This window comes from Neorhizobium galegae, assembly GCF_017877135.1.
GTDB classification, from domain to species: domain Bacteria; phylum Pseudomonadota; class Alphaproteobacteria; order Rhizobiales; family Rhizobiaceae; genus Neorhizobium; species Neorhizobium galegae_A.
Genome location: NZ_JAGIPH010000001.1, coordinates 1357679 through 1382388 on the forward strand (window position 1 = coordinate 1357679; position 24710 = coordinate 1382388).

Consider the following 24710-nt stretch of genomic DNA (forward strand, 5'->3'; position numbering starts at 1 on the left):
AAGCCCCGTTCCCTGCAGGTATTTGATCCTTCATGCTGACTGCCGATTTTGCCCGCTGCCGGGCTCTTCTTCTGACCAGCCTTGCCACGCTCGGCCTTGTGACCTCCGGGATGGACTTAAGTGCCAGAGCCGACCAGCCGGCAAAACAGGCGTTCGGCGCCGTGACGCTTCCGAGCGCTGGCGCGCCGCAGCCGATCGGGTCCTATGCCAAGGGCTGCATTTCCGGCGCGGTGGCGCTCGGCGACGACGGACCGCACTGGCAGGCCATGCGGATTTCCCGTAACCGTCACTGGGGCATGCCGCAGACGATCTCGCTTCTGGAGCGCCTCTCGCAGGATGCGGTGCGCATCGGCTGGGGCAGCGGCATCCTGATCGGCGACATGTCGCAGCCGCGGGGCGGGCCGATGGCATCAGGCCATGCCTCCCATCAGGTGGGCCTCGATGTCGACGTCTGGTTCACGCCGATGCCGGCCAAGCGGCTGACGCGGGAACAGCGCGAAACCATTCCCTTCACCTCCATGCTGGACAAGAGCCGTTTCCTCACGGTCAACGAACGCCGCTTCACCCCGACGGCCGCCCGCCTTGTGATGACGGCGGCAAGCTATCCGCAGGTGGAGCGCATTTTTGTCAATCCGGCCATCAAGAAGAAGCTCTGCGAGGCCTGGACCGGCGACCGTTCGGCGCTTGGCAAGGTGCGCCCGATGTACGGCCATGACGAGCATTTCCACATTCGCCTTGCCTGCCCGCCGGGCCTTGCCAGCTGCAAGCCGCAGGCGCCGGTCGCCGCCGGCGACGGCTGCGACAAGTCGCTGGCCTGGTGGTTCACGCCCGAACCCTGGGCAAAGCCGAAGCCCGATCCCAACCGCAAGCCGCCACCGCCGCCCCGGCCGGTCATGGTTTCGGACCTGCCCAAAGCCTGTGCGGCCCTTCTGACGGCGCCGGCCTCCACGGCGGCGGCAGCTTACCAGGCTGCTCCGCCCGCGGCCGCTCCCTATCCTGACGGCGAGGATGCGTCGGACGCCGCCGGCGTGCCGGATGACATGGAGGCGGTTCCGCTGCCACGGGCGCGCCCTTGAGGATTGCCGCCAGATCTGGCTTTGCAACGATATAAACGGTTTAATCCCTTCCCTTCGGGCCGGTCTTCGGTATAGAAATCGCGGCCCGATGGAAATCCGAGGAACGCATCCGTGCCGGAAAAGCCCTGCATCGCCCTGATCGCGCATGATCAGAAAAAGGATGAGATGGCGCAGTTTGCCAAGCGCCATGAGCAGGCGCTTTTAAAGTTTCGCATCGTGGCGACCGGCACCACCGGCGGGCGCGTTCTGGAAGCGGCCCCCGGCCTTGACGTGACCCGGCTGAAAAGCGGCCCGCTTGGCGGCGACCAGCAGATCGGCGCGCTGATTGCGACCGGCGAAGTTTCCATGCTGATCTTCTTCACCGACCCGCTGACGCCCCTGCCGCACGATGTCGACGTCAAGGCGCTGACACGGCTTGCCACGGTCTACGACATTCCGATGGCGCTCAACCGGGCGACCGCCGAAAAGCTGATCGATTTCCAGTAAGACCCGCCCACCCGGACGACGGAGCCCTTTGATGGCAAGACCTCAGGACAGTGACAAGCCCGCCTTCCCGATCCTGATCGGCGATATCGGCGGCACCAATGCGCGCTTCTGGATCCTGACGGATGTGTTTGGCGAACCGCAGCAGTTTCCCAACATCCACACCGCCGATTACGACACCATCGATGCCGCCATTCAGGCCGAAGTGCTGGACAAGACCGCACAGCAGCCAAAATCGGCGATCCTTGCCATCGCCGGCCCGATCGAAGGCGACGAGATTCCGCTCACCAATTGCGACTGGGTAGTGCGCCCGAAGCAGCTGATCGACGATCTCGGCTTTTCCGACGTGCTGGTGATCAATGATTTCGAGGCGCAGGCGCTGGCAGTTGCCTCGCTACCGGAACACTACCGCGACCCGATCGGCCCGGTCACCACGGCGCCTGTGTTTTCGCGCGTCGTGCTCGGCCCCGGCACCGGGCTTGGCGTGGCAGGCCTTGTGCATGCGCAGGAAACCTGGTTTCCGGTGCCCGGCGAAGGGGGCCATGTGGATCTCGGCCCGCGCAGCGACCGCGATTACCAGGTCTTCCCGAATATCGAGCGCATCGAGGGCCGGGTATCGGCGGAACAGATCCTCTGCGGCCGCGGCCTCGTCAATCTTTACCGCGCCATCTGCATGGCCGACGGCATCGAGCCCGTGCTGTCCATTCCGGCCGACGTGACCGCACACGGCCTTGCAGACAGCAATGCCCAGGCCGCGGAAGCGCTGCGCCTTTTCGTGACCTATCTCGGCCGCGTTGCCGGCGACATGGCGCTGGTGATGATGGCAAAGGGCGGCGTCTATCTGGCCGGCGGCATTTCGCAAAAGATCCTGCCTGCGCTGAAGCGGCCGGAATTCAGAGCCGGCTTTGAAGACAAGGCGCCGCATTCAGCGCTGATGAAGCACATCCCAACCTTCGTCGTGACCCACCCGCAGGCCGCCCTTGCCGGCCTTGCCTCCTTTGCCCGCACGCCGCAGCATTTCGGCATCGCCACCGAAGGTCGGCGCTGGCGCCGCTGATGCCGGGAAAGACCGGAATGCAACAGGCGCCGGGAATCGTGGCCGGGCGCTAGCCAAGAATGCCGTGACTGGTTAAGACCGCGACAGGTTATGACCCCGGGCGTGGCATGAAGCTGCGCCTCTATCTCTTCGATTTACGCAAGTCCGGATACAAAGCCGCTCACGCACTTTTGGCTCGGACATGCTCTGGATGGGAACGTCTTGTTGGAAGCAGTCGATACAGCCACGCAACGCAAGCCCCATGTCGATTCCGGCACCGTCACCAGCGTGCTTCGGCGCATCATTGCGGAAAACGGTCGTGAGCATGTGCGCGGTTATGCCTTTGCAATCCTGTGCCTGGTGGTCGTTGCCCTGTCGACGGCATTTACCGCCTGGATCATGGAATCCGTCGTCAACGAGGCCTTCGCCAACAAGCGCGCCGATCTCGTCTGGATGATCTGCGGTGCCATCTTCATCGCCTTCGTGCTGCGCGGCCTTGCCACCTACGGGCAGGCGGTCACCCTGTCGAAGATCGGCAACAATATCGTCGCCGAATACCAGAAGCGCCTCTATACGCATCTCATGAAGCTGTCGGTCGGCTTCTTCAGCGAATCCCGCTCGGCGCATCTGGCCGCCCAGATCAGCCAGAACGTCAACGGCATCCGCGACGTGCTGAACCTCACCGTCACCTCCACCGCGCGTGATTTCCTGACGCTGATCTCGCTGATCGGCGTCATGGTCAGCAAGGATCCGGTGCTGTCGCTGATCGTCTTCGGCGTTGCCCCGCCGCTTCTTTATGCGCTGCGCTATGTGTCGAAGCGCCTGCGCAGCGCCACCCGCGAATCGGTAGAGCTGAACAGCCATGTCGTGGGCGCCATGCAGGAGACGATCCAGGGCATTTCCATCGTCAAGGCGTTCACGATGGAAGCCCAGCTGAGCAACAAGGTGAACGGCATTATCGGCGACGCCGAAAACCGCGCCAACCGCATTGCCCGCCTGTCGGAGCGCACCTCGCCGCTCACCGAAACCTTTGCCGGGCTCGCGATCTCCAGTGTTCTCGCCTATGCGGCCTTCCGCTCGATCTATGACGGCGTGCCGCCGGGCGCCTTCTTTGCCTTCGTGGCCGCACTTTTGATGGCCTATGATCCGGCCCGCCGGCTTGCCAAGCTGCAGGTGCAGATGGAGCGCGCCGTCGTCAATGCCCGCATGATCTACACCATCCTTGACCTGCAGCCGCAGCAGCGCGAACGCCCCGGCGCCAAGGATCTCGTCGTCACGAACGCGACGATCGAACTGAAGGGCGTCAGCTTCCGCTATGGCAATGGCGACAACATCCTGAAGACGGTCGATATTGTTGCCGAAGGCGGCAAGACGACGGCGCTTGTCGGCCCCTCCGGCGCCGGCAAATCGACGATCATCTCGCTCATCCCGCGCTTCTATGATCCGGCCGAGGGGGCGATCCTGATCGACGGGCAGGACATATCGCACGTCACCAAGGCGTCGCTGCGCCATCACCTCGCCTATGTCTCGCAGCAGCCCTACCTCTTCGAAGGCACCATCCGCGACAACATCCGCTACGGCCGCCCGGAAGCGACGGATGCGGATGTGGAAGAGGCGGCGCGCCTAGCCTATGCCCATGATTTCATCCTCGCCCAGCCGCAAGGCTATGACACCCCGGTCGGCGAAAACGGCGTGACGCTGTCCGGCGGCCAGCGCCAGCGCCTGTCGATTGCCCGCGCGCTGGTGCGCAATGCCCCCATTCTTCTCCTCGACGAGGCAACTTCGGCGCTCGACAACGAATCGGAAGCCGCCGTCCAGAAGGCGCTCGATACCGCTATGAACGGTCGCACCGTGGTCGTCGTCGCCCACCGCCTGTCGACGGTCGTCAAGGCCGACAAGATCGTCGTGATGGCGGAAGGCCGGGTGGTGGAAGAGGGCGATCATGAAAGCCTTGCGCGACGTCCGGACGGGCTTTACGCTCGCCTCAACAACCTTCACACGCCCATCTGACGGGCGCCCCACATCAAACGGAGCCGAATTTCCGCATGAGCGAGCATGACATGAAACTGGTGGTCGTGGGCGCGGCCGGACGCATGGGGCAGACCATTATCCGCGTCATCCAGGACATGCCGGGGGTCAAACTGCATGCGGCAGTGGAGCGGGATGCTTCGCCCTTCATCGGCAAGGATGCCGGCGAACTGGCTGGCGCCGGTTTTCTCGGCGTTCCCGTGACCTCCGATCCGCTGGCCGCCTTTCTTCATGCAGACGGCGTCATCGATTTCACCTCTCCTGCTGGAAGCGTGGAATTTTCGGGCCTTGCCGCCCAGGCGCGCATCGTCCACGTCATCGGCACCACCGGTTGCTCCGAAGCCGATGAGGAAAAATTTGCCGCCGCCGCCCGTCATGCCCGTGTCGTCAAATCCGGCAATATGAGCCTAGGCGTCAATCTTCTGGGCGTCCTGGTGGAAAAGGCGGCCAAGGCGCTGCCGGCCGCCGGCTGGGATATCGAGGTGCTCGAAATGCATCACAAGCACAAGGTGGATGCGCCCTCCGGCACGGCCCTTCTTCTGGGCCAGGCGGCGGCCAAGGGGCGCGACATCGACCTCAAGACGCAGTCCGTTCGGGTGCGCGATGGCCATACCGGCGCGCGCGAAACCGGCACGATCGGCTTTGCGACACTGCGCGGCGGTTCGGTGATCGGTGAGCATTCTGTCATCCTCGCTGGCGAAGGCGAACTGGTGACACTCTCCCATTCGGCGCTCGACCGGTCGATCTTTGCCCGCGGCGCCGTGTCGGCAGCCCTTTGGGCCCGGGCTCAAAAACCCGGCTTCTATTCCATGCTCGACGTTCTCGGGCTTTCTGACTGATCTCAACATTCCTGGAGGATTACATGAGCGGAACACTCGTCCTTGTTCGTCACGGCCAGAGCGACTGGAACCTCAAGAACCTGTTTACCGGCTGGAAAGACCCGGAACTGACAGAGCTTGGCGTGGAAGAGGCCACCACCGGCGGCAAGGCGCTGGCCGATACCGGCATCAAGTTCGATATCGCCTTCACCTCGGTTCTGAAGCGCGCGCAGGAAACCTGCCGCATCGTTCTCGACAAGGTCGGCCAGCCCGACCTTCAGACCATCCGCGACCAGGCGCTCAACGAGCGTGATTACGGCGATCTTTCCGGTCTCAACAAGGATGATGCGCGCGCCAAGTGGGGTGAGGAACAGGTGCATATCTGGCGCCGGTCCTACGACATCCCGCCACCCGGCGGCGAAAGCCTGCGCGACACCGGCGCACGCGTCTGGCCCTACTACCTCACCGAAATCCTGCCCCGCGTGCTGCGCGGCGAAAAGGTTCTGGTGGCAGCACACGGCAATTCGCTGCGCTCGCTGGTGATGGTTCTTGACCGGCTTTCGAAGGAAGAAATCCTGAAGCTCAACCTCGCGACCGGCGTGCCGATGGTCTACACGCTGAACGCCGATTCGACCGTGGCGTCGAAGGTTGTTCTGGGCGATATGTCCGGCGCCCACTGAGCCGCCCGGTTCTGACATTTCGAAGCGCTGCCGGCCTCCGGCGGCGCTTTATCTTTTCCAAGACTTACTTGGCGTACCAGTAGGCGCTCAAAAGACCGCTTGCGGCAAAAACCGAGAGGAAAGTGGTGATGAGAATGCTCGTTTCCATTGACCTGTCTCCTGTCTTTCAAGGTTGTCCTGTCTTCTTTGTTGCAAGGTGAACGCGCCAAAAGCGAATTTGGTTGCGAGGTCGTGGCACGGCGGGAGCAAAGGCCCGTCTTTGACATGCTTGCGTCACAGCTTTCCGCTAGCAGCAGGCACGCGATCCGTTAGACTTTCCCGCAGCAACAGAAGTGATTCCCCCGCCCGTGCGTTACGCCGTCTATTTCACGCCTCCCCAGGATGACCCGTTGACCCGCGCCGCCGTTGCATGGCTTGGACGCGATGCCTTTGCCGGCCCCGCGATGACACCGCCTTCCGATGCAGGCATGGCGCTTTCCGATTGGGAGGCGCTGACGGCCGATCCGCGCCGCTATGGCTTTCATGCGACTCTGAAAGCGCCCTTCACGCTCGCCGAAGGCTGCAGCCCGGCAGACCTTGAAGCAGCCTTCGAACGTTTTTGCGCGCAAGCGGCGCCGGTCGTCATCCCGAAGCTGGTGCTTGCGCAACTTGGTCCTTTCTTTGCCCTGGTGCCCGAGATCGGATCGTCAGAGAGCGTGGATAACCTCTGCGCGGCCGTGGTCGAGGCGTTCGAGCCGTTTCGCGCAGCGCTTTCGCCGGAAGACATTGCACGGCGTCGCCCCGAGCGACTGACGGAGCGGCAGCGCGCCCATCTCGATCGCTGGGGCTATCCGTATGTCTTTGATGAATTCCGCTTTCACATGACGCTGACCGGCCCCGTTGCCGAAGCAGATCAACCGCGCATGCGCGATCTTCTCACAGAACGTTTTTCAGCCTTCACCGACCGCCCCCTGCCCGTTTCCCATCTCGGCCTGTCGGTCGAACCGGAACGCGGCGCCGCCTTTGCCATTGCGCGCCTTGCGCCGTTGTCCGGCAAGGCGAACACCGGAGAGACCATCGCATGAGCCACGAACTGATCCTGACCAATGCCCGCGTGGTGCTTGAAGACCAGATGCTGGACGGCACCGTTCAGGTCAAAGGCGGCCTGATTGCCGATATCAGCGAAGGCCGCACGACAATCGGCGAGGACATGGATGGCGACTACCTGATCCCGGGTCTGGTGGAACTGCACACCGACCATCTGGAGACCCATTATTCGCCCCGTCCCGGCGTGCGTTGGGACACGACCTCGGCCATCCAGTCGCATGACGCGCAGATCGCCACCTCCGGCATTACCACGGTGCTCGACTGCCTGCGGCTGGGCTCGGATGAAGACAGCGGTTTTGCGCGTGGCGACATGCGCGCCCTGGCCGATGCCATTGCGGCCGCCGACGCGGCCGGACGCTTGCGGGCCGACCACCTGATCCACCTGCGCTGCGAGGTTCCCTGCGCCGACGTGCTGGAACAGTTTTCCGATTTCGAGGGTGATCCCCGGGTCCGGCTTGCCTCGCTGATGGATCATGCGCCCGGCCAGCGACAGTTCCAGTCGCTCGACCAGTATATCTTCTTCTACAAGAAGAAGCGCGGCATGACGGACGAGGCCTTTGATGCCTTTATCGAACGGCGCATGGCCGCATCGGCGCAGTATTCCGCGCCCCACCGCGATGCGATTGCCGCCCGCTGTGCGGCGCTTGGCATTACCGTTGCAAGCCATGACGACGCGACGCTTGCGCATGTGGCCGAAGCGGAAGGCCACGGTGTGCGCCTTGCGGAGTTTCCGACAAGCGAAGCTGCGGCCAAGGCTTCGCATGCGGCCGGCATGAGCGTGCTGATGGGCGCGCCGAATGTCGTGCGCGGACAGTCGCATTCCGGAAATATCGCCGCGCGCGATCTGGCAGAGCTCGGCGTTCTCGATGTCCTGTCGTCCGATTATGTGCCGTTCAGCCTGCTGCACGCGCCCTTTATCCTTGCCGACACGGTGGAGGGGCTTAGCCTGCCGCAGGCGATTGCCATGGTGAGCGCGACGCCGGCCAGAACCGTCAACCTCAACGATCGCGGCCGAATCGCAGCCGGACTTCGGGCAGATCTCGTGCGCGTGCATCGCAGCCATGGCGTGCCGATCACCCGCGCCGTATGGCGCAGCGGCCGGCGGGTTGCCTGATGCAAAAGCCACCCGCGAGAGAGACCGCGACGGTCGGAGGCACGATGGCGGTGGTCGTCGGCCCGAGCGGCGCCGGCAAGGACACGCTGATCGGCTATGCCGCGGCCTATTTTACGCGTGATCCGCGCGTGTCCTTCGTGCGCCGGTGCATTACCCGCGATGCCTCCGCCGGCGGCGAAGACCATGAGGGGATGACGCCCGAGGGCTTTCTCGCCGCAGAGCAGGCCGGCGAATTTGCGGTGTCCTGGCATGCGCACGGCCTTCATTACGGCATTCCGCGCCGCACGAAGGAGGCGCTCGCGGCCGGCCAGCTTCTGGTTGCCAACGGCTCGCGCTCGGCGCTGCCGCTATTTCAGGCGGCCTATGACCGGCTTCTGGTGATCAACATCACGGCTCGCCCGGACATACTGGCCGAACGGCTGATGGCGCGCGGGCGCGAAACACGCGACGACATCCTCGCCCGGCTGCAGCGCGCAACGCTGCCGCTTTCCGGAGATTACCGGGTCGCCACGATCGACAACAGCGACAGCGTCGAAAAGGCCGGCGCGGAACTGGTGGGAATTCTGACGGAAAACCTGACACCCCCCTCGAATCAGCCAGTAGAAGTGGTCGAGGCTTCGCGTTAAAGTATTCAGAATACTTCTTTGCGCCTTTTGGTGTAGACGCGAAGGGAAGCGGCATGACCACGATCAGTGCTGTCTACGATCCCTCCCACGATCCTTTGGCCGCGCTTGAAGCACGGATGGTGGTGCTCGAGATCGTTACAATGTCGGCGCTTGCGATGGCGCTCGACACGTCGGATCCCGTGCAGGCCAGCAGCCTCGCCGACCTCATCCTGGAAACCGTTGACCAGCGCTGCGGCGAACTGCGTCTTTCGCAGGAAAGTCGCAACACGGCGGCAAACTATGCGCGCGCGCTTCTGGCGACGGCGCTGGCATCGCTTTACCCTGCCCAGGCCCACTGACAGCACTGAAAGCCCTCCCGCAGGGCGGGGGAGCGCCCTCACCCCCGGCGAGCAGGGGTCATATTCAGTGTGCCTCGTCCCAGTTGAGGGCCGCGCGCGCGTCCACCTTCAGCGGCACGCGCATGTCAAGCGCCGGGAGCGCCGCATGCTCCATGGTGCGAACGATGAGCGGCATGGCTTCGTCGATCGCCTCGTCCTCGACCTCGAAGATCAGTTCGTCATGCACCTGCAGCAGCATGCGCACCTTCTCGCCAAGGCCCGCCTTCTGCAGCACCGGCTCCACCTGGATCATTGCCCGGCGGATGACATCGGCGGCCGATCCCTGGATCGGCGCATTGATGGCCGCACGCTCGTTGAAGGCGCGCACCGACGGATTGGAGGACTTGATTTCCGGATAATGCGCCCGGCGCCCGAAAATGGTTTCCACATAGCCATGCTCGCGGGCAAAGGCCTTCGTCTGATCCATGTAATCGCGGATGCCGGGGAAGCGCTCGAAATATTTCTTGATGTATTCGCCCGCTTCCGAACGCTCGATCGACAGCTGGTTGGCAAGACCGAAGGCGGAAATGCCGTAGATGATGCCGAAATTGATCGCTTTGGCCCGGCGCCGAATGTCCGATGGCATGCCGTCCACCGGCACACCGAACATTTCCGAGGCCGTCATGGCATGGATGTCGATGCCATCGGCAAAGGCCTGGCGCAGCTGCGGAATATCGGCGACGTGGGCGAGCACGCGCAGTTCGATCTGGCTGTAATCGGCCGACAGCAGCTTGTGGCCGGGAGTCGAGATGAAGGCGGTGCGGATCTTGCGGCCTTCGGCATTGCGCACCGGAATATTCTGCAGGTTCGGCTCCGAGGAGGACAGCCGTCCCGTGGAGGTTGCCGCCATGGAATAGCCGGTATGCACCCTCTTCGTTTCGGGATGCACATAGCCCGGAAGCGCGTCCGTATAGGTGGACTTGAGCTTGGTCAGCTGGCGCCAGTCGACAATTCTGCGTGGCAGGTCGAGCCCTTGCGCTGCCAGATCCTCCAGCACCTGCGCCGACGTGGACCATTGGCCGGTCTTGGTCTTGGCGCCCCCCGGCAGGCTCATCTTGCCGAACAGGATATCGCCCAGCTGCTTGGGCGAGCCGATGTTGAAGCGCTCGCCGGCCAGCTCATAGATCTCGTCCTCGAAAGCCGCGGCCTTCTGCGCAAGCTCGCCGGAGAGGCGCGACAGGATCTGCCGGTCGATGGTGATGCCGCGCTCTTCCATATGGGCAAGCACCGGCACAAGCGGCCGCTCCAGGCGCTCATAGACGCGCGTCAGCCCATCGGCGGCAAGCCGAGGCTTCAGCACGAGCCAGAGCCGCAGCGTCACGTCGGCATCTTCAGCCGCATAGGCGGTTGCCTTGTCGATCTCCACCCGGTCGAAGCTGACGGAGGATTTGCCCGACCCGGTGACATCCTTGTAGGCGATCGGCGTGTGGCCGAGCCAGCGCTCCGACAGGCTGTCCATGCCGTGATTGCCCTGGCCCGCTTCCAGCACATAGGAGATCAGCATCGTATCGTCGAAGCCGGCCAGCGTGATGCCGTGCCGCTTCATGACGAGATAATCATATTTGAGGTTCTGCGCGACCTTCAGCACGGACGGATCTTCCAGCAGATCCTTCAGAAGCGCCAGCGCCTCGCCCATGGGGATCTGGCCATCGACGAGCTTCAGCCCCTCGCTGAACAGATCCTCGCCGCCGCTGCGGTGGCCAAGCGGCACATAAGCGGCACGGATGACGGCAGACGCGGGCGACGCGCGATTGTCCTGCACGGCAAGCGACACGCCGACCAGCTCCGCCCGCATCGGGTCAAGCGAGGTGGTTTCCGTATCGAAGGCCACCACGCCGGTTTCGCGCGCGCTGGCAATCCAGGTTTTCAGCGTCTCGACATCGCGGATGGCGACATAGGTGGAATGGTCGATCTTGGCGGCTGAAAACGCTTCATGGCGGGACGCGGCAATCTCGGCTGCCCGAGTGCCATCGCCTGCCGGCTCGCTCAAGGCAGACTGCGGGGCGGATGTCGCTGCACTTCCATCAGCCAGAAGGTCCTGCGAATGCTCGGCACCGGGATCAAGATCCGGCCCGTGGGCGGCCGGCCCCCATTCCACCTGGATTTCGGAGGGCTCGATCGCGCCTGCATCGCAGTCGCAGGCATCGGCGACGCGCCGCGTCAGCGTGCCGAATTCCATCGCCTTGAGGAAACCGACGAGTTTTGGCCCGTCCTGCTTTTCCAGAACCAGCGCATCGAGCGGCAGATCGAGCGGCACATCGGTGCGCAGTTCCACCAGCCGGCGCGACAGGCGGGCAAGCTCCGCATTCGCCACGATATTCTCGCGCCGCTTGACCTGCTTGATCTCGGAGGCGCGGGCAAGAAGCGTTTCCAGATCGCCGAACTCTTCCAGAAGCTGGGCCGCCGTCTTCGGGCCGATGCCGGGAATGCCCGGGACATTGTCCACCGAATCGCCCACCAGCGCCTGCAGGTCGATCATCTTGTCCGGGGTGACACCCCATTTCTCGATGACATCGGGAATGCCGATCTGCTTGTCCTTCATGCTGTCGTACATATGGACGTTCGGCGTCACCAGCTGCATCAGATCCTTGTCGGAGGAGATGATGGTCACATCGGCGCCGATGGCTTCGGCGGCGCGGGCATAGGTGGCGATGATATCGTCGGCCTCAAAACCTTCCGTCTCGATGCAGGGCAGGTTGAAGGCGCGTGTCGCCTGGCGGATCAGGCCGAACTGCGGCACCAGCTCTTCCGGCGGCGCCGAACGATTGGCCTTGTAGTCCGCATAGAGATCCTTGCGGAAGGTCTTCGACGAATAGTCGAAGATCACGGCGAAATGCGTCGGCGTCACACCCACATTGGTGTCGCGCGCATTGGTCAGAAGCTTCCACAGCATGTTGCAGAAACCGGACACGGCGCCGACCGGCAGTCCGTCGGTCTTGCGCGTCAGCGGCGGCAAAGCGTGAAAGGCCCGGAAGATGAAGCCGGAGCCGTCGACAAGGAAGAGATGATCGCCTTTTTTCATGGCCGATGGATAGCGCGATGCGGCGCAAAGGTCCATTGCGGGCGGGCCGGGGCCTCTATAAAAGTAGCCATCCTTTTGCCGGAACACAGTCCCATGACATCACGCGATATCGTTTCTGCCTACGCGGCGCCTGCGGGCCTTGCTGTCTTCGTCGGCCTCCTGTGCCGGCTCGAGGGGGCTCCGCCGGCCATGACGTTCCACAAGATCCTGATCGCCCTTCTCCTGCCCATGGCCTGGCGCGGCCTGCGGGGCTTCTTTCCGCCGGAAAAGGATGCCACGCGCAGCTGGCCGGCGGAGGTGGAATTCCAGCTTCTCTCAGCCTGCGTCACCGGCGCCTTCTTCGTTCTCATCGCTACGCCCGAAATGGGCCACAACGTGGTGCGCCAGATCCTGATGTTTGCCCTGTTCGTTCTCATTGCCCTGCCGCTGCAGCTGTTTTTCAGCTGGCGCAAACGCCGCTCCTGAACACGAAGCCTTCACCGGAACGTGACCTCGCCCTCGCCGGGGCCGCCCTTGAAAAGGCGCCGGACCGCGGCCATTTCCTGTTCACCGGCACTGATCATGCCGCAGTCTGGCAGCCGGCTTGTCCCCCAGCCGCACCAGACCGGACAAAGGCCTTATCCCCCTCTCCGGGCCTTTGTCCCTCTCTCTGACCGCCACGGCTTCCCCTCCCGGCCGTGGCGGTTTTACTTTGCTGGCCTCGGCCGTTGCTGTTGCAAGACTGTCCATCGAAGGATATCGTGCTATTGATCATGCCGTTGCAGTCGCTCGGCACACGTTCATTTGCACGCATGTGCTTGTCATTGAAGCGCAGAGGGTTCTGAGCGCATATGAGCTTCGAGCGCACGAATTCCGCTCTCTACCTCAGCAGCCAGCTGGCAAAAGGCCTGGGGCGCGCGCTGCACAAGCGCGCGGCAGCGCTCGGATTCTCTCCCGGCCAGTTTCCGGTTCTGCTCGTGCTCTGGCATGAGGACGGCCTCACCCAGCGCCAGCTCCTCGACCGGATGGAGGTGGAGCAGGCAACGCTTGCCAATACGCTCGCCCGCATGGAGCGCGATGGACTGATCCTGCGCTCGCCGCATCCTTGCGACCGACGCGCGCAGATCGTGACGCTGACGGCGCGCGGGCGCGAACTGGAACGTTTTGCCACGGAGGCGGCAACCCTTGCCGATGACGAGATCTTTGCCGGCTTTCGCACCTTCGAGCGCGAACTGCTGATGGAATACATGCGCATGGCGCTTGCCAATGCGCGCAACCTGCAACGGGATTGATTGACCACCGCAGCCCATCCCCTCGCCTGCTCTGCCGGCTTCGATAGGCTATCCACATTCCTTGGCTGAGCCAGTTCCCTCGCGCGCGGGAAGGGTCTAACGTGGCCGCCTTAGACCCGATGACCCCCGCAAGGCTCTCCCATGACAGAACTTTCCCCGATCCTCGCCCAAGCCGACAGCAATCTCACCGCAAGCCTCGAGCGGCTGTTCGATCTGGTGCGAATCCCCTCCATTTCCACCGATCCGGCCTACAAGCCCGATTGCCGCAAGGCGGCCGAATGGCTGGTGGTGGCTCTTTCGGAGCTTGGCTTTGAAGCCTCGCTGCGCGACACGCCCGGCCATCCGATGGTGGTTGCCCACCACGCCGCCGGCCGCGCCGACGCTCCGCATGTGCTGTTTTACGGCCATTACGACGTGCAGCCGGTCGATCCGCTGGAGCTTTGGGAAAGCGATCCTTTCGATCCGAAGGTGAAGGATCTGGGGAATGGCCGCCAGGTGCTGACGGGCCGTGGCACGTCCGACGACAAGGGCCAGCTGATGACCTTCGTCGAAGCCTGCCGCGCCTACAAGGAAACCGCCGGCGCGCTGCCGGTGCGAATCACCATTCTCTTCGAAGGCGAGGAGGAATCCGGCTCGCCATCGCTGAAGCCGTTCCTGGAAGCCAATGCGGACGAGTTGAAGGCCGACTATGCGCTGGTCTGCGACACCAGCATGTGGGATGGCGAAACGCCGGCCATTGCCGCAACGCTGCGCGGCCTCGTAGGCGAGGAGCTGACCGTGACCGCCGCCGACCGCGATCTGCATTCGGGCCTCTTCGGCGGCGCTGCCGCTAACCCGATCCACATCCTGGCAGAGGTGCTGGCCGGGCTTCGCGACGAGACCGGACGCGTGACGCTGGACGGCTTTTACGACGGCGTGGAAGAAACGCCGGAAAGCATCAAGGCGAGCTGGAGCACGCTTGGCCGCGACGCCCATAGCTTTCTTGGCGAGGTGGGGCTTTCAGAACCCTCCGGCGAAAAGGGGCATTCGGTCTTGGAATTGACCTGGGCGCGGCCGACCTGCGAGGTGAACGGCATCTGGGGCGGTTATACGGGCGAAGGCTTCAAGACGGTGATTGCCGCCAAGGCATCCGCCAAGGTCTCGTTCCGCCTCGTCGGCACGCAGGACCCGGCAAAGATCCGCGACAGTTTTCGCGCCTATGTCCGCTCCCGGATCCCGGCCGATTGCAGCGTCGCGTTTCACGAGCACGGCGCCTCGCCCGCCATTCAGCTGTCCTATGATTCGCCGGTGCTCACCAAGGCAAAGTCGGCCCTTTCCGACGAATGGCCGAAGCCGGCCGTTGTCGTCGGCATGGGCGGCTCCATCCCGATCGTGGGGGATTTCCAGACCTATCTCGGCATGGATTCGCTGCTGGTCGGCTATGGCCTGATCGATGACCGGATCCATTCCCCGAACGAGAAATACGACCTCGTCTCGTTCCACAAGGGCATCCGTTCCTGGATCCGCATCCTCGCGGCGCTCTGATCGCCGCCGTCGCTGCTCCTCATCCCTGCGGTGAGGAGCAAGGTCTCCGCCTTGAAAAGGCTTAAAAAACAAAAAGGCCGGGACAAGCCCGACCTTTCATTCCCGTCTCAGTCCCTGCCAGTACATCCGTGGTCAAACACGAAACGGGGTTGGCATTTCGATGGCTTCGGTTCATCACCGCCGCCTGTGCCTTCATCATCTCCCACGAAGGTAAACATCGGGTTAAGATATTCACTCTTCCTGATAGACGGCGCGATCACGATCGACCGCCGGCACACACTCGTCCTGCCGCTTGATCCTGAAATGGGAATGGCGCCCCGCGATTGCAAGGGCGCCATTCGATTTTCGTCTGATTTTAAAGTCAGAAGCCTCTAAAGGCTCAGGCTGCGCGCAGGTTGTCTGCGGACATGCGGCCCGAACGCTTGTCGGAAACCAGTTCGTAGGAGATCTTCTGGCCGTCGTTGAGGCCGGACAGTCCAGCGCGCTCAACAGCAGAGATGTGGACGAACACGTCCTGTGCGCCGTCATCCGGCTGGATGAAACCAAAACCCTTGGTGGCGTTGAACCATTTTACAGTACCGGTAGCCATTACGATTCCTTTCGTTCGCAACGTTGACTCTGTTCCTCGCCGCGGGCGGCGGGGAACGCGGATTTCGTATTTGAAGAAAGGTCGTCGTCAGCGCTTTTGACGCTGTAGTGCCACTTGTCAAACAAATATCGATGCGGGTGAGGTAGCCCCGGATGGGGCCTTCTGTCAAGGCGGAGATGACATTCCGCGTGCAGGCACCTTGCCGCACACCCTGCAGGCGGAAGCAAAAAACCTAGACAAATCAACCGGATGAAATGGCACTAAAACGAAAGAAGCCCGGTGCGGGAGGAGGTGCACCGGGCTTCTAAAACTGACCAGCAACCGGGAGGAGGAGGTGTTGCCAGTCCCATCGTTCGGCGCTGGGAGGAGGAGTGCGCCGTTCGATGATTTGACTATACAGCGGTCTCGCCCAAAAAACAGCCAGACTTTTGCAGTGCAGCAATGCAAAAACGGCATATCTCGCCGCGTCTTGCGCTTCGGCACCCCCTTGGCTAGGCTGGCGTCATGAGCCTTACATCCGTCAAGACCTTCTTTGCCACCCACGCGCCCGACATTGCGGTGATCGAAACGGAAGCGAGCTCCGCAACCGTGACGCTCGCGGCCGAAGCCCATGGCGTGGATCCCGATCAGATCGCCAAGACCATCTGCCTGCGGGCGGGTGATGCGGTGATTCTCGTCGTTGCGTCAGGCACCAGCCGGCTCGACAACCGAAAATTCCGCGACCGATTTTCCGCCAAGCCACGCATGCTGGGTGCCGAAGAGGTGGTGGAGCAGACAAGCCATCCGGTGGGCGGCGTCTGCCCGTTTGGCCTGCCGCAGCCGCTTGCGGTTTATCTCGACGTGTCGTTGAAACGATACACAGAAGTGGTTCCCGCAGCCGGCGCCATCAACGCGGCCGTCCGCATTTCGCCGGAGCGCATGGCAGAGCTGGTGTCAGGCGAATGGGTGGATGTCTGCCAAGCGACCGCAAACGCCTGACGCTTTCGGCCCGGAAAAATAGACCCGGCTTGGCGCCGCCACGCCTTGGAAGGCGAAGGGCGCTGCCGGGTTTTTTGTCTTGCTGAAGCGCTGCGATGATCAGCGCCGGAGACTATCAGGAATAGTAGCGACGATACCAGGCCTGCTTCTGTTCGAAGGAGGTCGATGCCACCAGATAGCCGATGGCAAAGCCGATGCCGCCCACCAGCGTCATCAGGGTCGTGGCGGTGGCCGGATGCTGGCGGATGGCGCCGGCGACCGAGCTTGCCTCGTCCTGCACGTAGGCGGCAGCGCTGCCGGCGCTGCGTGCGACGCTTTCATAGGCCTCGCCGCTGAATTCGGTCAGCTTTTCGCGGATGCTGGCGATCTCGGCGCGCAGCGCGGAAATCTCCGAGCGCACGGCAGCATTTGCATCTTCGCCGGCACGCTGCTGTGCAATGCCCATGCCTGTTTCGGGGTTTTCCATGCGGATCTCCTTGGCTGGCGGCCCGTCAATCAGGCCGATGATGGTCAGGAGCCGGGTCAACTTGCGAAGCGCCGATAGGTTCCAGGCGTTTTTAAGCGCAGGGAAACCGCTGAAACAGGTGGGTGCAACGGGGGACGAGCCCAATCTGTAACCCGCGCAGGGCGACCGGGATTTGAGGATAAGCGTGCGATCAGCACCCTTGGTTCAGCGTCCTTGGGCAAGCGCTTCGGCAAGCGAGGCCAGCGCCTCTTTCTCGCTCATGCCCTTCTGCAGGGAGTTGACCAGGATCAGCGCCAGGGCCTCGCCATCGGGGCTTGCCTTGCTGATCTGGTGCTGCGCGCAGGCGGCATCGAAAACCTGCTGAAGCAAGCTCAGCTGGTCGGGATGGACAGGGCGTCTAACAACCGGTGCGCGCATCAAAACCTCCTTTTGTGGCAGCCGCAGCGCCTTTATCTCGCATCCATTCCTTGAGTGTGTTCATCAACGGCGCTGGCGTTGCGTCCGTTGGACGAATGCTCCCGGACATCCGGCTTCCCTCTTGCCGAATATCCCGTGTTCCCGCCGGTCTACCGCCCATTATAGAAGGACGCAGAAGGTTGGATTTCTCAAGTTGTATGTCACTTCTCCGAAATGGCAACTCTCATTATTGGTAGGTAAGTTAGTATATCTTCATCTTGGCATCTTTTGGACCATCGGCCTTGCGACGCCGATATTTTTGATCTGGCGGGCGGTGGCGGGCATCACGGATGCCCGTGCGACAGGACTGCAGCCGCCCTTCCTTAACCTCCCCTTAAATCGCCGCATTTAAGGTGCAGCGAGCGTCTCTGGACCGGTTGCATCCGTGCCGGGTCAGCCTTGAGATCCATTTCCGCCTTCAAGTGAGATCGTGCTGCCCTTCGCTTCAGGATCACGGGTCGCATGCACGCAGATGGGGAGCACAGCCTCAATTCATGGCATCGTGGAAGAAATCGCGCCACCGCGTCGACCCATCGTTTGACGAAGACGAGACCGAAGATGACGTGCACATCGATGCCGACGAGCGGATCATAGGCAACGGCTCGCGAAAACCTGCGCAAAAACCTCCCGCCAGACAGGAACGCAGCGGGCGGAAGAAACGCCGGGACGAGCCGCGCCGCGGTCTCTTCGGCACGCTGCGCGCACTCATCTACTGGTGCATCGTCCTTGGCATCTGGGGCGCCATCGGGGTTGGCGGGCTGGTGGTCTATTATGCCGCGCAGATGCCGAGCGCCGGCTCCTGGGCCATTCCCGACCGCCCGCCCAATGTGAAGATCACCGCCCTTGACGGCACCCTGATTGCCAATCGCGGCGTGACCGGCGGCGAGGCGCTGGCGCTTGAGGAAATGTCGCCCTTCCTTCCCCAGGCGGTGATGGCGATCGAAGACCGGCGCTTCTATTCCCATTTCGGCGTCGACCCGCTCGGCCTGGCGCGTGCCTTCGTCAACAATCTCACCGGCCAGAGCATCCAGGGCGGCTCGACGCTCACCCAGCAGCTGGCCAAGAACCTGTTCCTCTCGCCCGACCGCACGTTCGAGCGCAAGATCCAGGAAGTGATGCTCGCCTTCTGGCTGGAGCACAAGTTCACCAAGGACCAGATCCTGGCGATGTATCTCAACCGCATGTTCTTCGGCTCCAGTGCGTACGGGGTGGAAGCGGCTTCGCGGCGCTATTTCAACAAGTCGGCGCGCGATGTGAGCCTCGGCGAAGCAGCCCTTCTGGCGGGCCTCCTGAAGGCGCCGACGCGGCTGTCGCCGGCGCGCGACCCGCAGGCCGCCGAGGCGCGGGCGCAAGTCGTGCTCGGCGCGATGCGCGAAGAGGGCTATATTACCGAGGAAGAGGCAAAGACGGCCATGTCGCAGCCGCCGACCAAGGCGCGCAGCTACTGGTCCGGTGCCGAGCATTATGCCGCCGATACGGTGATGGACGAGGTGAAAACGCTGATTGGTGAGGTGAAGACCGATATCACGGTGGAAACCACCCTCGACATGCGGCTGGAAAAGGACGCCGAGAAGGCCCTGGACGACCTGTTGGCAAGCGATGGCGGCAAGCTCAACGCCTCGCAGGCAGCGCTCGTCTCGGTGGATGCGACCGGTGCGGTGCGCGCGCTGGTCGGCGGGCGGGATTATGCCGCAAGCCAGTTCAACCGCGCCGTACGCGCCAAGCGCCAGCCGGGCTCCGCCTTCAAGCCCTTCGTCTATACCACCGCGCTCGAAGCAGGCTTTACCCCGGATACCGTCATGACCGACGGGCCGGTGAAGATTGGCAACTGGACGCCGGAAAATTATGACCAGAAGTATCGCGGCAATGTCACGCTTGCGACGGCGCTTGCCAATTCGCTGAACACCATTGCCGCCCAGCTCGTCATGCAGGTGGGGCCGGAGAAGGTGGTCAGCACGGCGCATCGGCTGGGCATCGAATCGGAACTTCAGCCCAATGCCTCGATTGCGCTCGGAACATCGGAAGTCTCGCTGCTGGAGCTGACATCCGCCTATGCGCCCTTCATGAATGGCGGCTTCAAGGCAACGCCGCACACCGTCACCCGCATCCTCGATGCCGATGGCAAGGTGTTGTACGAGGCCGATTACTCCAATCCGCCGAAAGTGTTGAGCGATACGGTGGTGGCCACCATGAACGGCATGCTGAACCGGGTGATGGTAGAGGGCACCGGCAAGGCGGCACGGCTTGCCAACTGGGAGGCCGCCGGAAAATCCGGCACGACGCAATCATTCCGCGACGCCCTGTTTGTCGGATATACCAGCACGCTGACCACCGGCGTCTGGTTCGGCAATGACGACGGCACCTCGATGAAGAAGGTGACCGGCGGCGGCCTTCCGGCGCGCGCCTGGAAAAACTATATGACGGCCGCGCTCAAAGGATATCGCCCGACGCCGCTTTACGGTGTCGGCATTCAGCCAGCCCTGCCGCAGGCGCCGGACTCCGGTTCCTTGTCGATCGGCGACATCATTTCCGGCGTTCTGCCGGGCCAGGCCAGCAAGGACGCCTATCCGCCGGCACCTGCAGCGCCCGCCGCGCAAAATCGCCCCTTGCCGCCTGTTGACCGCAGCGAAAGGCCGGCGCTTCCCGCCTCCCCGGACGAGCCGGTGCGGGACTACCGCCAATACCGCGGCCCCTTCGATCAACCGGTGCCGCCGGGCGATGTGGGAGAAGGGCCGGTACCACCGGGTGACGTCGGCGGCGGCAGGCATGAGGCAAGGCCGCACCAGACGACACTTTTCGACCTCATCATGGGGCAGTAACCCGTCTTCGACTGCCCGCATCAACGACTTGTTTTTTTGCTGATCTGCACGGTGTTTCCCGCCTTGCAGTCGGAAAAACCGGTCCTTATATACGCCGCATGACAGCAGACCACTGCTGAAAAGTTATCCCAGTCGAGGAACTGTCAGCGGAATGCCTTTGAGGGGGTTCCGACGGTTCGCTTAAAGGAGAGAGAAGAAATGGCAAAAGTAATTGGCATCGACCTTGGCACAACCAATTCCTGCGTCGCCGTCATGGACGGCAAGGACGCAAAGGTAATCGAGAATGCCGAAGGCGCGCGCACGACGCCCTCCATGGTTGCCTTCTCGGATGACGGCGAGCGTCTGGTTGGCCAGCCGGCGAAGCGCCAGGCAGTCACCAACCCGACCAACACGCTGTTTGCCGTCAAGCGCCTGATCGGCCGCCGCTACGAAGACCCGACGGTTGAAAAGGACAAGGGCCTGGTTCCCTTCGAAATTTCGCGCGGCGACAACGGCGATGCCTGGGTCACCGCCAACGGCAAGGGCTACTCCCCGTCGCAGATCTCCGCCATGATCCTTCAGAAGATGAAGGAAACGGCGGAAGCCTATCTCGGCGAAAAGGTCGAAAAGGCCGTCATCACGGTTCCCGCCTACTTCAACGACGCCCAGCGCCAGGCCACCAAGGATGCCGGTCGCATTGCAGGCCTTGAAGTTCTGCGCATCATCAACGAGCCGACGGCTGCGGCCCTCGCCTATGGCCTCGACAAGAAGGACGGCAAGACCATTGCCGTTTACGACCTTGGCGGCGGTACCTTCGACATTTCTGTTCTGGAAATCGGCGACGGCGTCTTCGAAGTGAAGTCGACGAACGGCGACACCTTCCTCGGCGGCGAAGATTTTGACATGCGCCTCGTCGAATATCTGGCCGGCGAATTCAAGAAGGACCAGGGCATCGACCTGAAGGGCGACAAGCTGGCCCTGCAGCGCCTGAAGGAAGCAGCCGAAAAGGCAAAGATCGAGCTGTCCTCGTCGCAGCAGACGGAAATCAACCTGCCCTTCATCACGGCAGACGCTTCCGGCCCGAAGCACCTGACGATGAAGCTGACCCGCGCCAAGTTCGAAAGCCTGGTCGACGATCTCGTCCAGCGCACCATCGCACCGTGCAAGGCAGCCTTGAAGGATGCCGGCGTAACGCCTGCTGAAATTGACGAAGTCGTTCTGGTCGGCGGCATGAGCCGCATGCCGAAGGTCCAGGAAGTCGTCAAGCAGCTGTTCGGCAAGGAGCCGCACAAGGGTGTGAACCCGGACGAAGTCGTGGCTCTTGGCGCTGCCATTCAGGCCGGCGTTCTGCAGGGCGACGTCAAGGACGTTCTGCTGCTCGACGTGACCCCGCTGTCGCTCGGCATCGAAACGCTGGGTGGCGTGTTCACCCGTCTGATCGACCGCAACACGACGATCCCGACGAAGAAGAGCCAGGTCTTCTCGACCGCTGACGACAACCAGCAGGCCGTGACGATCCGCGTTTCCCAGGGTGAACGTGAAATGGCCGCCGACAACAAGCTGCTCGGTCAGTTCGACCTGGTCGGCCTGCCGCCGGCACCGCGTGGCATGCCGCAGATCGAAGTCACCTTCGATATCGACGCCAACGGCATCGTTCAGGTTTCGGCCAAGGACAAGGGCACCGGCAAGGAACAGCAGATCCGCATCCAGGCCTCCGGTGGCCTCTCCGACGCCGACATCGAGAAGATGGTGAAGGACGCCGAAGCCAATGCCGAGACCGACAAGAAGCGCCGCGCGGTCGTTGAAGCCAAGAACCAGGCCGAAAGCCTTGTTCACTCCACCGAAAAGTCGCTGCAGGAATATGGCGACAAGGTATCCGAGGCCGACCGCAAGGCGATCGAGGATGCGATTGCTGCCCTGAAGGCTGCAACGGAAGCGTCCGAGCCGGAGGCAGAGGACATCACGGCCAAGACCCAGACGCTGATGGAAACCTCCATGAAGCTCGGCCAGGCGATCTACGAGGCCCAGCAGAAGGCGGAAGCCGGTGCTGAAGGCGGCAAGCATGAAGACGGCGTCGTCGATGCCGACTACGAGGAAATCAAGGACGACAAGAAGTCGGCCTGACGTTTGACTGCTTAATCTGTAATCGCGTAGACATCCGGCTGCCCCTGTGCAGCCGGACCCCTTTCGGGAGCCGTTACCTCCATGGCAAAAGCTGACTTTTACGAAACGCTGGGTGTCGGCCGCACCGCTGACGAGAAGGAGCTGAAAAGCGCCTTCCGCAAGCTTGCGATGAAATATCATCCCGACAAGAACCCTGGCGACGCTGAATCCGAGAAGAAATTCAAGGAAATCAACGAGGCTTACGAGACGCTCAAGGACCCGCAGAAGCGGGCGGCCTATGACCGGTTCGGCCATGCGGCCTTCGAGCAGGGCGGCATGGGTGGCGGTGGCGGCATGGGCGGCGGCTTTGCCGGCGGTGGCGGTTTCTCCGACATTTTCGAAGACATCTTTGGCGAAATGATGGGTGGCGGCCGTGCACGGCGCTCGTCCGGCGGGCGCGAACGCGGCGCCGACCTTCGCTACAACATGGAAATTTCACTGGAAGAGGCCTATTCCGGCAAGACCGCGCAGATCCGTGTGCCGACCGCCGTGACCTGCGATGTCTGCACAGGCTCGGGCGCCAAGCCCGGCACGCAGCCGAAGACCTGCGGCACCTGCCAGGGCTCCGGCCGGGTTCGCGCCAGCCAGGGCTTCTTCTCGGTCGAGCGCACCTGTCCGACCTGCCACGGCCGTGGCCAGATCATTCCGGACCCTTGCGTGAAGTGCAACGGCCAGGGCCGCATCACCGAGGAACGGGCGCTTTCCGTCAACATTCCCTCGGGCATCGAGGACGGCACGCGCATCCGCCTGCAGGGCGAAGGCGAAGCCGGCGCGCGCGGCGGACCAGCCGGGGACCTCTACATTTTTCTGTCGGTCAAGCCGCATGAGTTCTTTCAGCGCGACGGGGCGGACCTCTACTGCGCCGTGCCGATTTCCATGACGACGGCAGCGCTGGGCGGCACGTTCGACGTGACCACGCTCGACGGTACGAAATCGCGCGTCTCGGTTCCGGAAGGCACCCAGCCGGGCAAGCAGTTCCGGCTGAAGGGCAAGGGCATGCCGGTTCTGCGCTCCTCGCAGACGGGGGATCTCTATATCCAGATCCAGATCGAAACCCCGCAGAAGCTGACCAAGCGCCAGCGCGAACTGCTGCAGGAGTTCGAGGAAATCTCGTCCAAGGACAACAACCCGGAATCCACCGGCTTCTTCGCCCGCATGAAAGAATTTTTTGAGGGGTGAGCTGCGACGGCGTAGCCGGCAAAACGTGCCAGTGGCACGTTTTGAGCAGCGAACGCGCCGAGCCCAAAGCGAGGCGCCGGGGCGATAAGCCAGCTGCGACGGCGTAGCCGGCAAAATGTGCCAGTGGCACATTTTGAGCAGCGAACGCCCTGAGCCAAAGCGAAGGGCTGGGGCGCAAGCCAGCTGCGACGGCGCAGCCGGCAAAACTTAGCCGTGGCACGTTTTGAGCAGCGAACGCGCCGAGCCCAAAGCGAGGCGCCGGGGCGATGGCCAGCTGCGGTGATCGCATGACGCCCACCCCATCCAAAGTCCCAACGCCGGCCTCCAGGCCGGCGTTTGCATGTCTGGCCGGTGCCCGTCGTCAAGCGACAGCCTTCAGCCCTGCCCCCGCAAGCAGCGTGGCAAACAGCAGCAGGCCGATGGCGGCGATGCGGTGAATGAGGATGTGGGTGCGCGGGGATTCGCCCTTGTGCTGCAGCAGGCTGCCGCCGAGGATCCAGACGCTCGCTGCACCAAACACCAGCAGAGCAAACACGACAAGCCAGGGCAGAAGCGAGGCAAGCGCGCCGCGCGGCATGATGACGAGGCCGATGATCAGCGCCTTCGGATTGAGGCAGGTCGTGACGAAAACGCTCCGCCAATCGATTTGGCGCGCGCCGGCGGCGTCCGGCTGAATGGTCCAGAGCTTGATTGCCAGGAAGAAGACCCAGGCGCCGGCCGCAAGCTTCGCCCAGAGGGCAAGGACCGGCCATTCCTCGAACAGCGGCGCGGCAAGCGTCGCAACGGGGATGATGATGAGGAGATAACCGGCAAGCTCCGCCGAGATCAGCGGCGCGGCCTTCTGCCAGCCGTGTTGATAACCGGCGAGCGCCATCAGCGTGTTGGTGGGACCGGGTGTTGCCAGGAGCAACAGTATGGACAGACAGAAAGTCAGCACGCC

The 24710-nt window shown here is 63.0% G+C and carries 22 protein-coding genes; 17 read left to right on the plus strand and 5 right to left on the minus strand.

The genetic code is table 11. From position 1 onward, the window contains the following. Positions 1 to 110: 110 nt before the first annotated feature. The 10 genes from mepA to J2858_RS06740 all read left to right on the plus strand — a co-directional run bounded on the left by mepA (position 111) and on the right by J2858_RS06740 (position 9285). On the plus strand, positions 111 to 1076 hold the full coding sequence (gene mepA, locus J2858_RS06695; protein WP_245365662.1) for a penicillin-insensitive murein endopeptidase: 966 nt from the start codon (positions 111 to 113) through the stop codon (positions 1074 to 1076). A gap of 111 nt (positions 1077 to 1187) precedes the next feature. Further along, on the plus strand, positions 1188 to 1562 hold the full coding sequence (locus tag J2858_RS06700) for a methylglyoxal synthase (protein WP_210103918.1): 375 nt from the start codon (positions 1188 to 1190) through the stop codon (positions 1560 to 1562). A gap of 31 nt (positions 1563 to 1593) precedes the next feature. Then, the gene (locus J2858_RS06705; RefSeq protein ID WP_210103919.1) at positions 1594 to 2616 is read left to right on the plus strand and encodes a glucokinase; all 1023 of its coding nucleotides are present in this window, start codon (positions 1594 to 1596) and stop codon (positions 2614 to 2616) included. A 204-nt stretch (positions 2617 to 2820) separates the two neighbouring features. Beyond that, on the plus strand, positions 2821 to 4605 hold the full coding sequence (locus J2858_RS06710; RefSeq protein WP_210104162.1) for an ABC transporter ATP-binding protein: 1785 nt from the start codon (positions 2821 to 2823) through the stop codon (positions 4603 to 4605). Between the two features lie 35 nt (positions 4606 to 4640). Next, on the plus strand, positions 4641 to 5462 hold the full coding sequence (gene dapB / locus J2858_RS06715) for a 4-hydroxy-tetrahydrodipicolinate reductase (RefSeq protein WP_210103920.1): 822 nt from the start codon (positions 4641 to 4643) through the stop codon (positions 5460 to 5462). Positions 5463 to 5485: 23 nt separating this feature from the next. Next, the gene (locus tag J2858_RS06720; protein WP_210103921.1) at positions 5486 to 6121 is read left to right on the plus strand and encodes a 2,3-bisphosphoglycerate-dependent phosphoglycerate mutase; all 636 of its coding nucleotides are present in this window, start codon (positions 5486 to 5488) and stop codon (positions 6119 to 6121) included. A gap of 347 nt (positions 6122 to 6468) precedes the next feature. After that, positions 6469 to 7185: a DUF1045 domain-containing protein gene (locus tag J2858_RS06725; protein ID WP_210103922.1), complete on the plus strand. Its 717-nt coding sequence runs from the start codon at positions 6469 to 6471 to the stop codon at positions 7183 to 7185. Continuing rightward, the gene (locus J2858_RS06730) at positions 7182 to 8321 is read left to right on the plus strand and encodes an alpha-D-ribose 1-methylphosphonate 5-triphosphate diphosphatase (RefSeq protein ID WP_210103923.1); all 1140 of its coding nucleotides are present in this window, start codon (positions 7182 to 7184) and stop codon (positions 8319 to 8321) included. The genes J2858_RS06725 and J2858_RS06730 overlap by 4 nt, the downstream gene beginning before the upstream one ends. Positions 8322 to 8365: 44 nt before the next feature. After that, positions 8366 to 8947 carry a phosphonate metabolism protein/1,5-bisphosphokinase (PRPP-forming) PhnN gene (gene phnN / locus J2858_RS06735; protein ID WP_210103924.1) on the plus strand — a complete coding sequence of 194 codons (582 nt, stop codon included), beginning with the start codon at positions 8366 to 8368 and terminating at the stop codon, positions 8945 to 8947. 53 nt (positions 8948 to 9000) lie between these two features. Continuing rightward, positions 9001 to 9285: a hypothetical protein gene (locus tag J2858_RS06740; RefSeq protein ID WP_210103925.1), complete on the plus strand. Its 285-nt coding sequence runs from the start codon at positions 9001 to 9003 to the stop codon at positions 9283 to 9285. Positions 9286 to 9349: 64 nt separating this feature from the next. Here the strand turns inward: J2858_RS06740 and polA are convergent, their stop codons facing one another. Next, positions 9350 to 12346: a DNA polymerase I gene (gene polA, locus J2858_RS06745; protein WP_210103926.1), complete on the minus strand. Its 2997-nt coding sequence runs from the start codon at positions 12344 to 12346 to the stop codon at positions 9350 to 9352. A 93-nt stretch (positions 12347 to 12439) separates the two neighbouring features. Between polA and J2858_RS06750 the strand changes: the two genes are divergently transcribed. From J2858_RS06750 to J2858_RS06760, 3 genes are all read left to right on the plus strand, one after another. Beyond that, the gene (locus tag J2858_RS06750; RefSeq protein WP_210103927.1) at positions 12440 to 12811 is read left to right on the plus strand and encodes a hypothetical protein; all 372 of its coding nucleotides are present in this window, start codon (positions 12440 to 12442) and stop codon (positions 12809 to 12811) included. A 365-nt stretch (positions 12812 to 13176) separates the two neighbouring features. Further along, on the plus strand, positions 13177 to 13617 hold the full coding sequence (locus J2858_RS06755) for a MarR family winged helix-turn-helix transcriptional regulator (protein WP_210103928.1): 441 nt from the start codon (positions 13177 to 13179) through the stop codon (positions 13615 to 13617). Positions 13618 to 13758: 141 nt separating this feature from the next. Further along, positions 13759 to 15141: a dipeptidase gene (locus J2858_RS06760; protein WP_210103929.1), complete on the plus strand. Its 1383-nt coding sequence runs from the start codon at positions 13759 to 13761 to the stop codon at positions 15139 to 15141. A gap of 379 nt (positions 15142 to 15520) precedes the next feature. Here J2858_RS06760 and J2858_RS06765 read toward each other — a convergent pair whose 3' ends face one another. Beyond that, positions 15521 to 15730: a cold-shock protein gene (locus J2858_RS06765; RefSeq protein ID WP_210103930.1), complete on the minus strand. Its 210-nt coding sequence runs from the start codon at positions 15728 to 15730 to the stop codon at positions 15521 to 15523. Positions 15731 to 16234: 504 nt separating this feature from the next. Here J2858_RS06765 and J2858_RS06770 point away from each other — a divergent pair. Further along, entirely contained in the window at positions 16235 to 16708 is a 474-nt protein-coding gene (locus J2858_RS06770) for a YbaK/EbsC family protein (RefSeq protein WP_210103931.1), read from the plus strand. A gap of 115 nt (positions 16709 to 16823) precedes the next feature. Here the strand turns inward: J2858_RS06770 and J2858_RS06775 are convergent, their stop codons facing one another. Together J2858_RS06775 and J2858_RS06780 are read right to left on the minus strand one after the other, a co-directional pair. Then, positions 16824 to 17174, minus strand: coding sequence for a hypothetical protein (locus J2858_RS06775; protein ID WP_210103932.1), 351 nt, complete (start codon positions 17172 to 17174; stop codon positions 16824 to 16826). A 204-nt stretch (positions 17175 to 17378) separates the two neighbouring features. Beyond that, positions 17379 to 17591 carry a hypothetical protein gene (locus J2858_RS06780; RefSeq protein WP_210103933.1) on the minus strand — a complete coding sequence of 71 codons (213 nt, stop codon included), beginning with the start codon at positions 17589 to 17591 and terminating at the stop codon, positions 17379 to 17381. 533 nt (positions 17592 to 18124) lie between these two features. On the opposite strand from J2858_RS06780, the gene J2858_RS06785 reads away from it, so the two are divergent. The 3 genes from J2858_RS06785 to dnaJ all read left to right on the plus strand — a co-directional run bounded on the left by J2858_RS06785 (position 18125) and on the right by dnaJ (position 23770). Beyond that, positions 18125 to 20449: a transglycosylase domain-containing protein gene (locus tag J2858_RS06785; RefSeq protein ID WP_210103934.1), complete on the plus strand. Its 2325-nt coding sequence runs from the start codon at positions 18125 to 18127 to the stop codon at positions 20447 to 20449. Positions 20450 to 20647: 198 nt separating this feature from the next. Then, complete coding sequence (gene dnaK, locus J2858_RS06790; protein ID WP_210103935.1) at positions 20648 to 22552, plus strand: molecular chaperone DnaK; 1905 nt, start codon at positions 20648 to 20650, stop codon at positions 22550 to 22552. An 81-nt stretch (positions 22553 to 22633) separates the two neighbouring features. Continuing rightward, entirely contained in the window at positions 22634 to 23770 is a 1137-nt protein-coding gene (dnaJ, locus tag J2858_RS06795; RefSeq protein WP_210103936.1) for a molecular chaperone DnaJ, read from the plus strand. A gap of 361 nt (positions 23771 to 24131) precedes the next feature. Here dnaJ and J2858_RS06800 read toward each other — a convergent pair whose 3' ends face one another. Beyond that, positions 24132 to 24707, minus strand: coding sequence for a LysE family translocator (locus J2858_RS06800; RefSeq protein ID WP_210103937.1), 576 nt, complete (start codon positions 24705 to 24707; stop codon positions 24132 to 24134). Between the last annotated feature and the right edge of the window lie 3 nt (positions 24708 to 24710).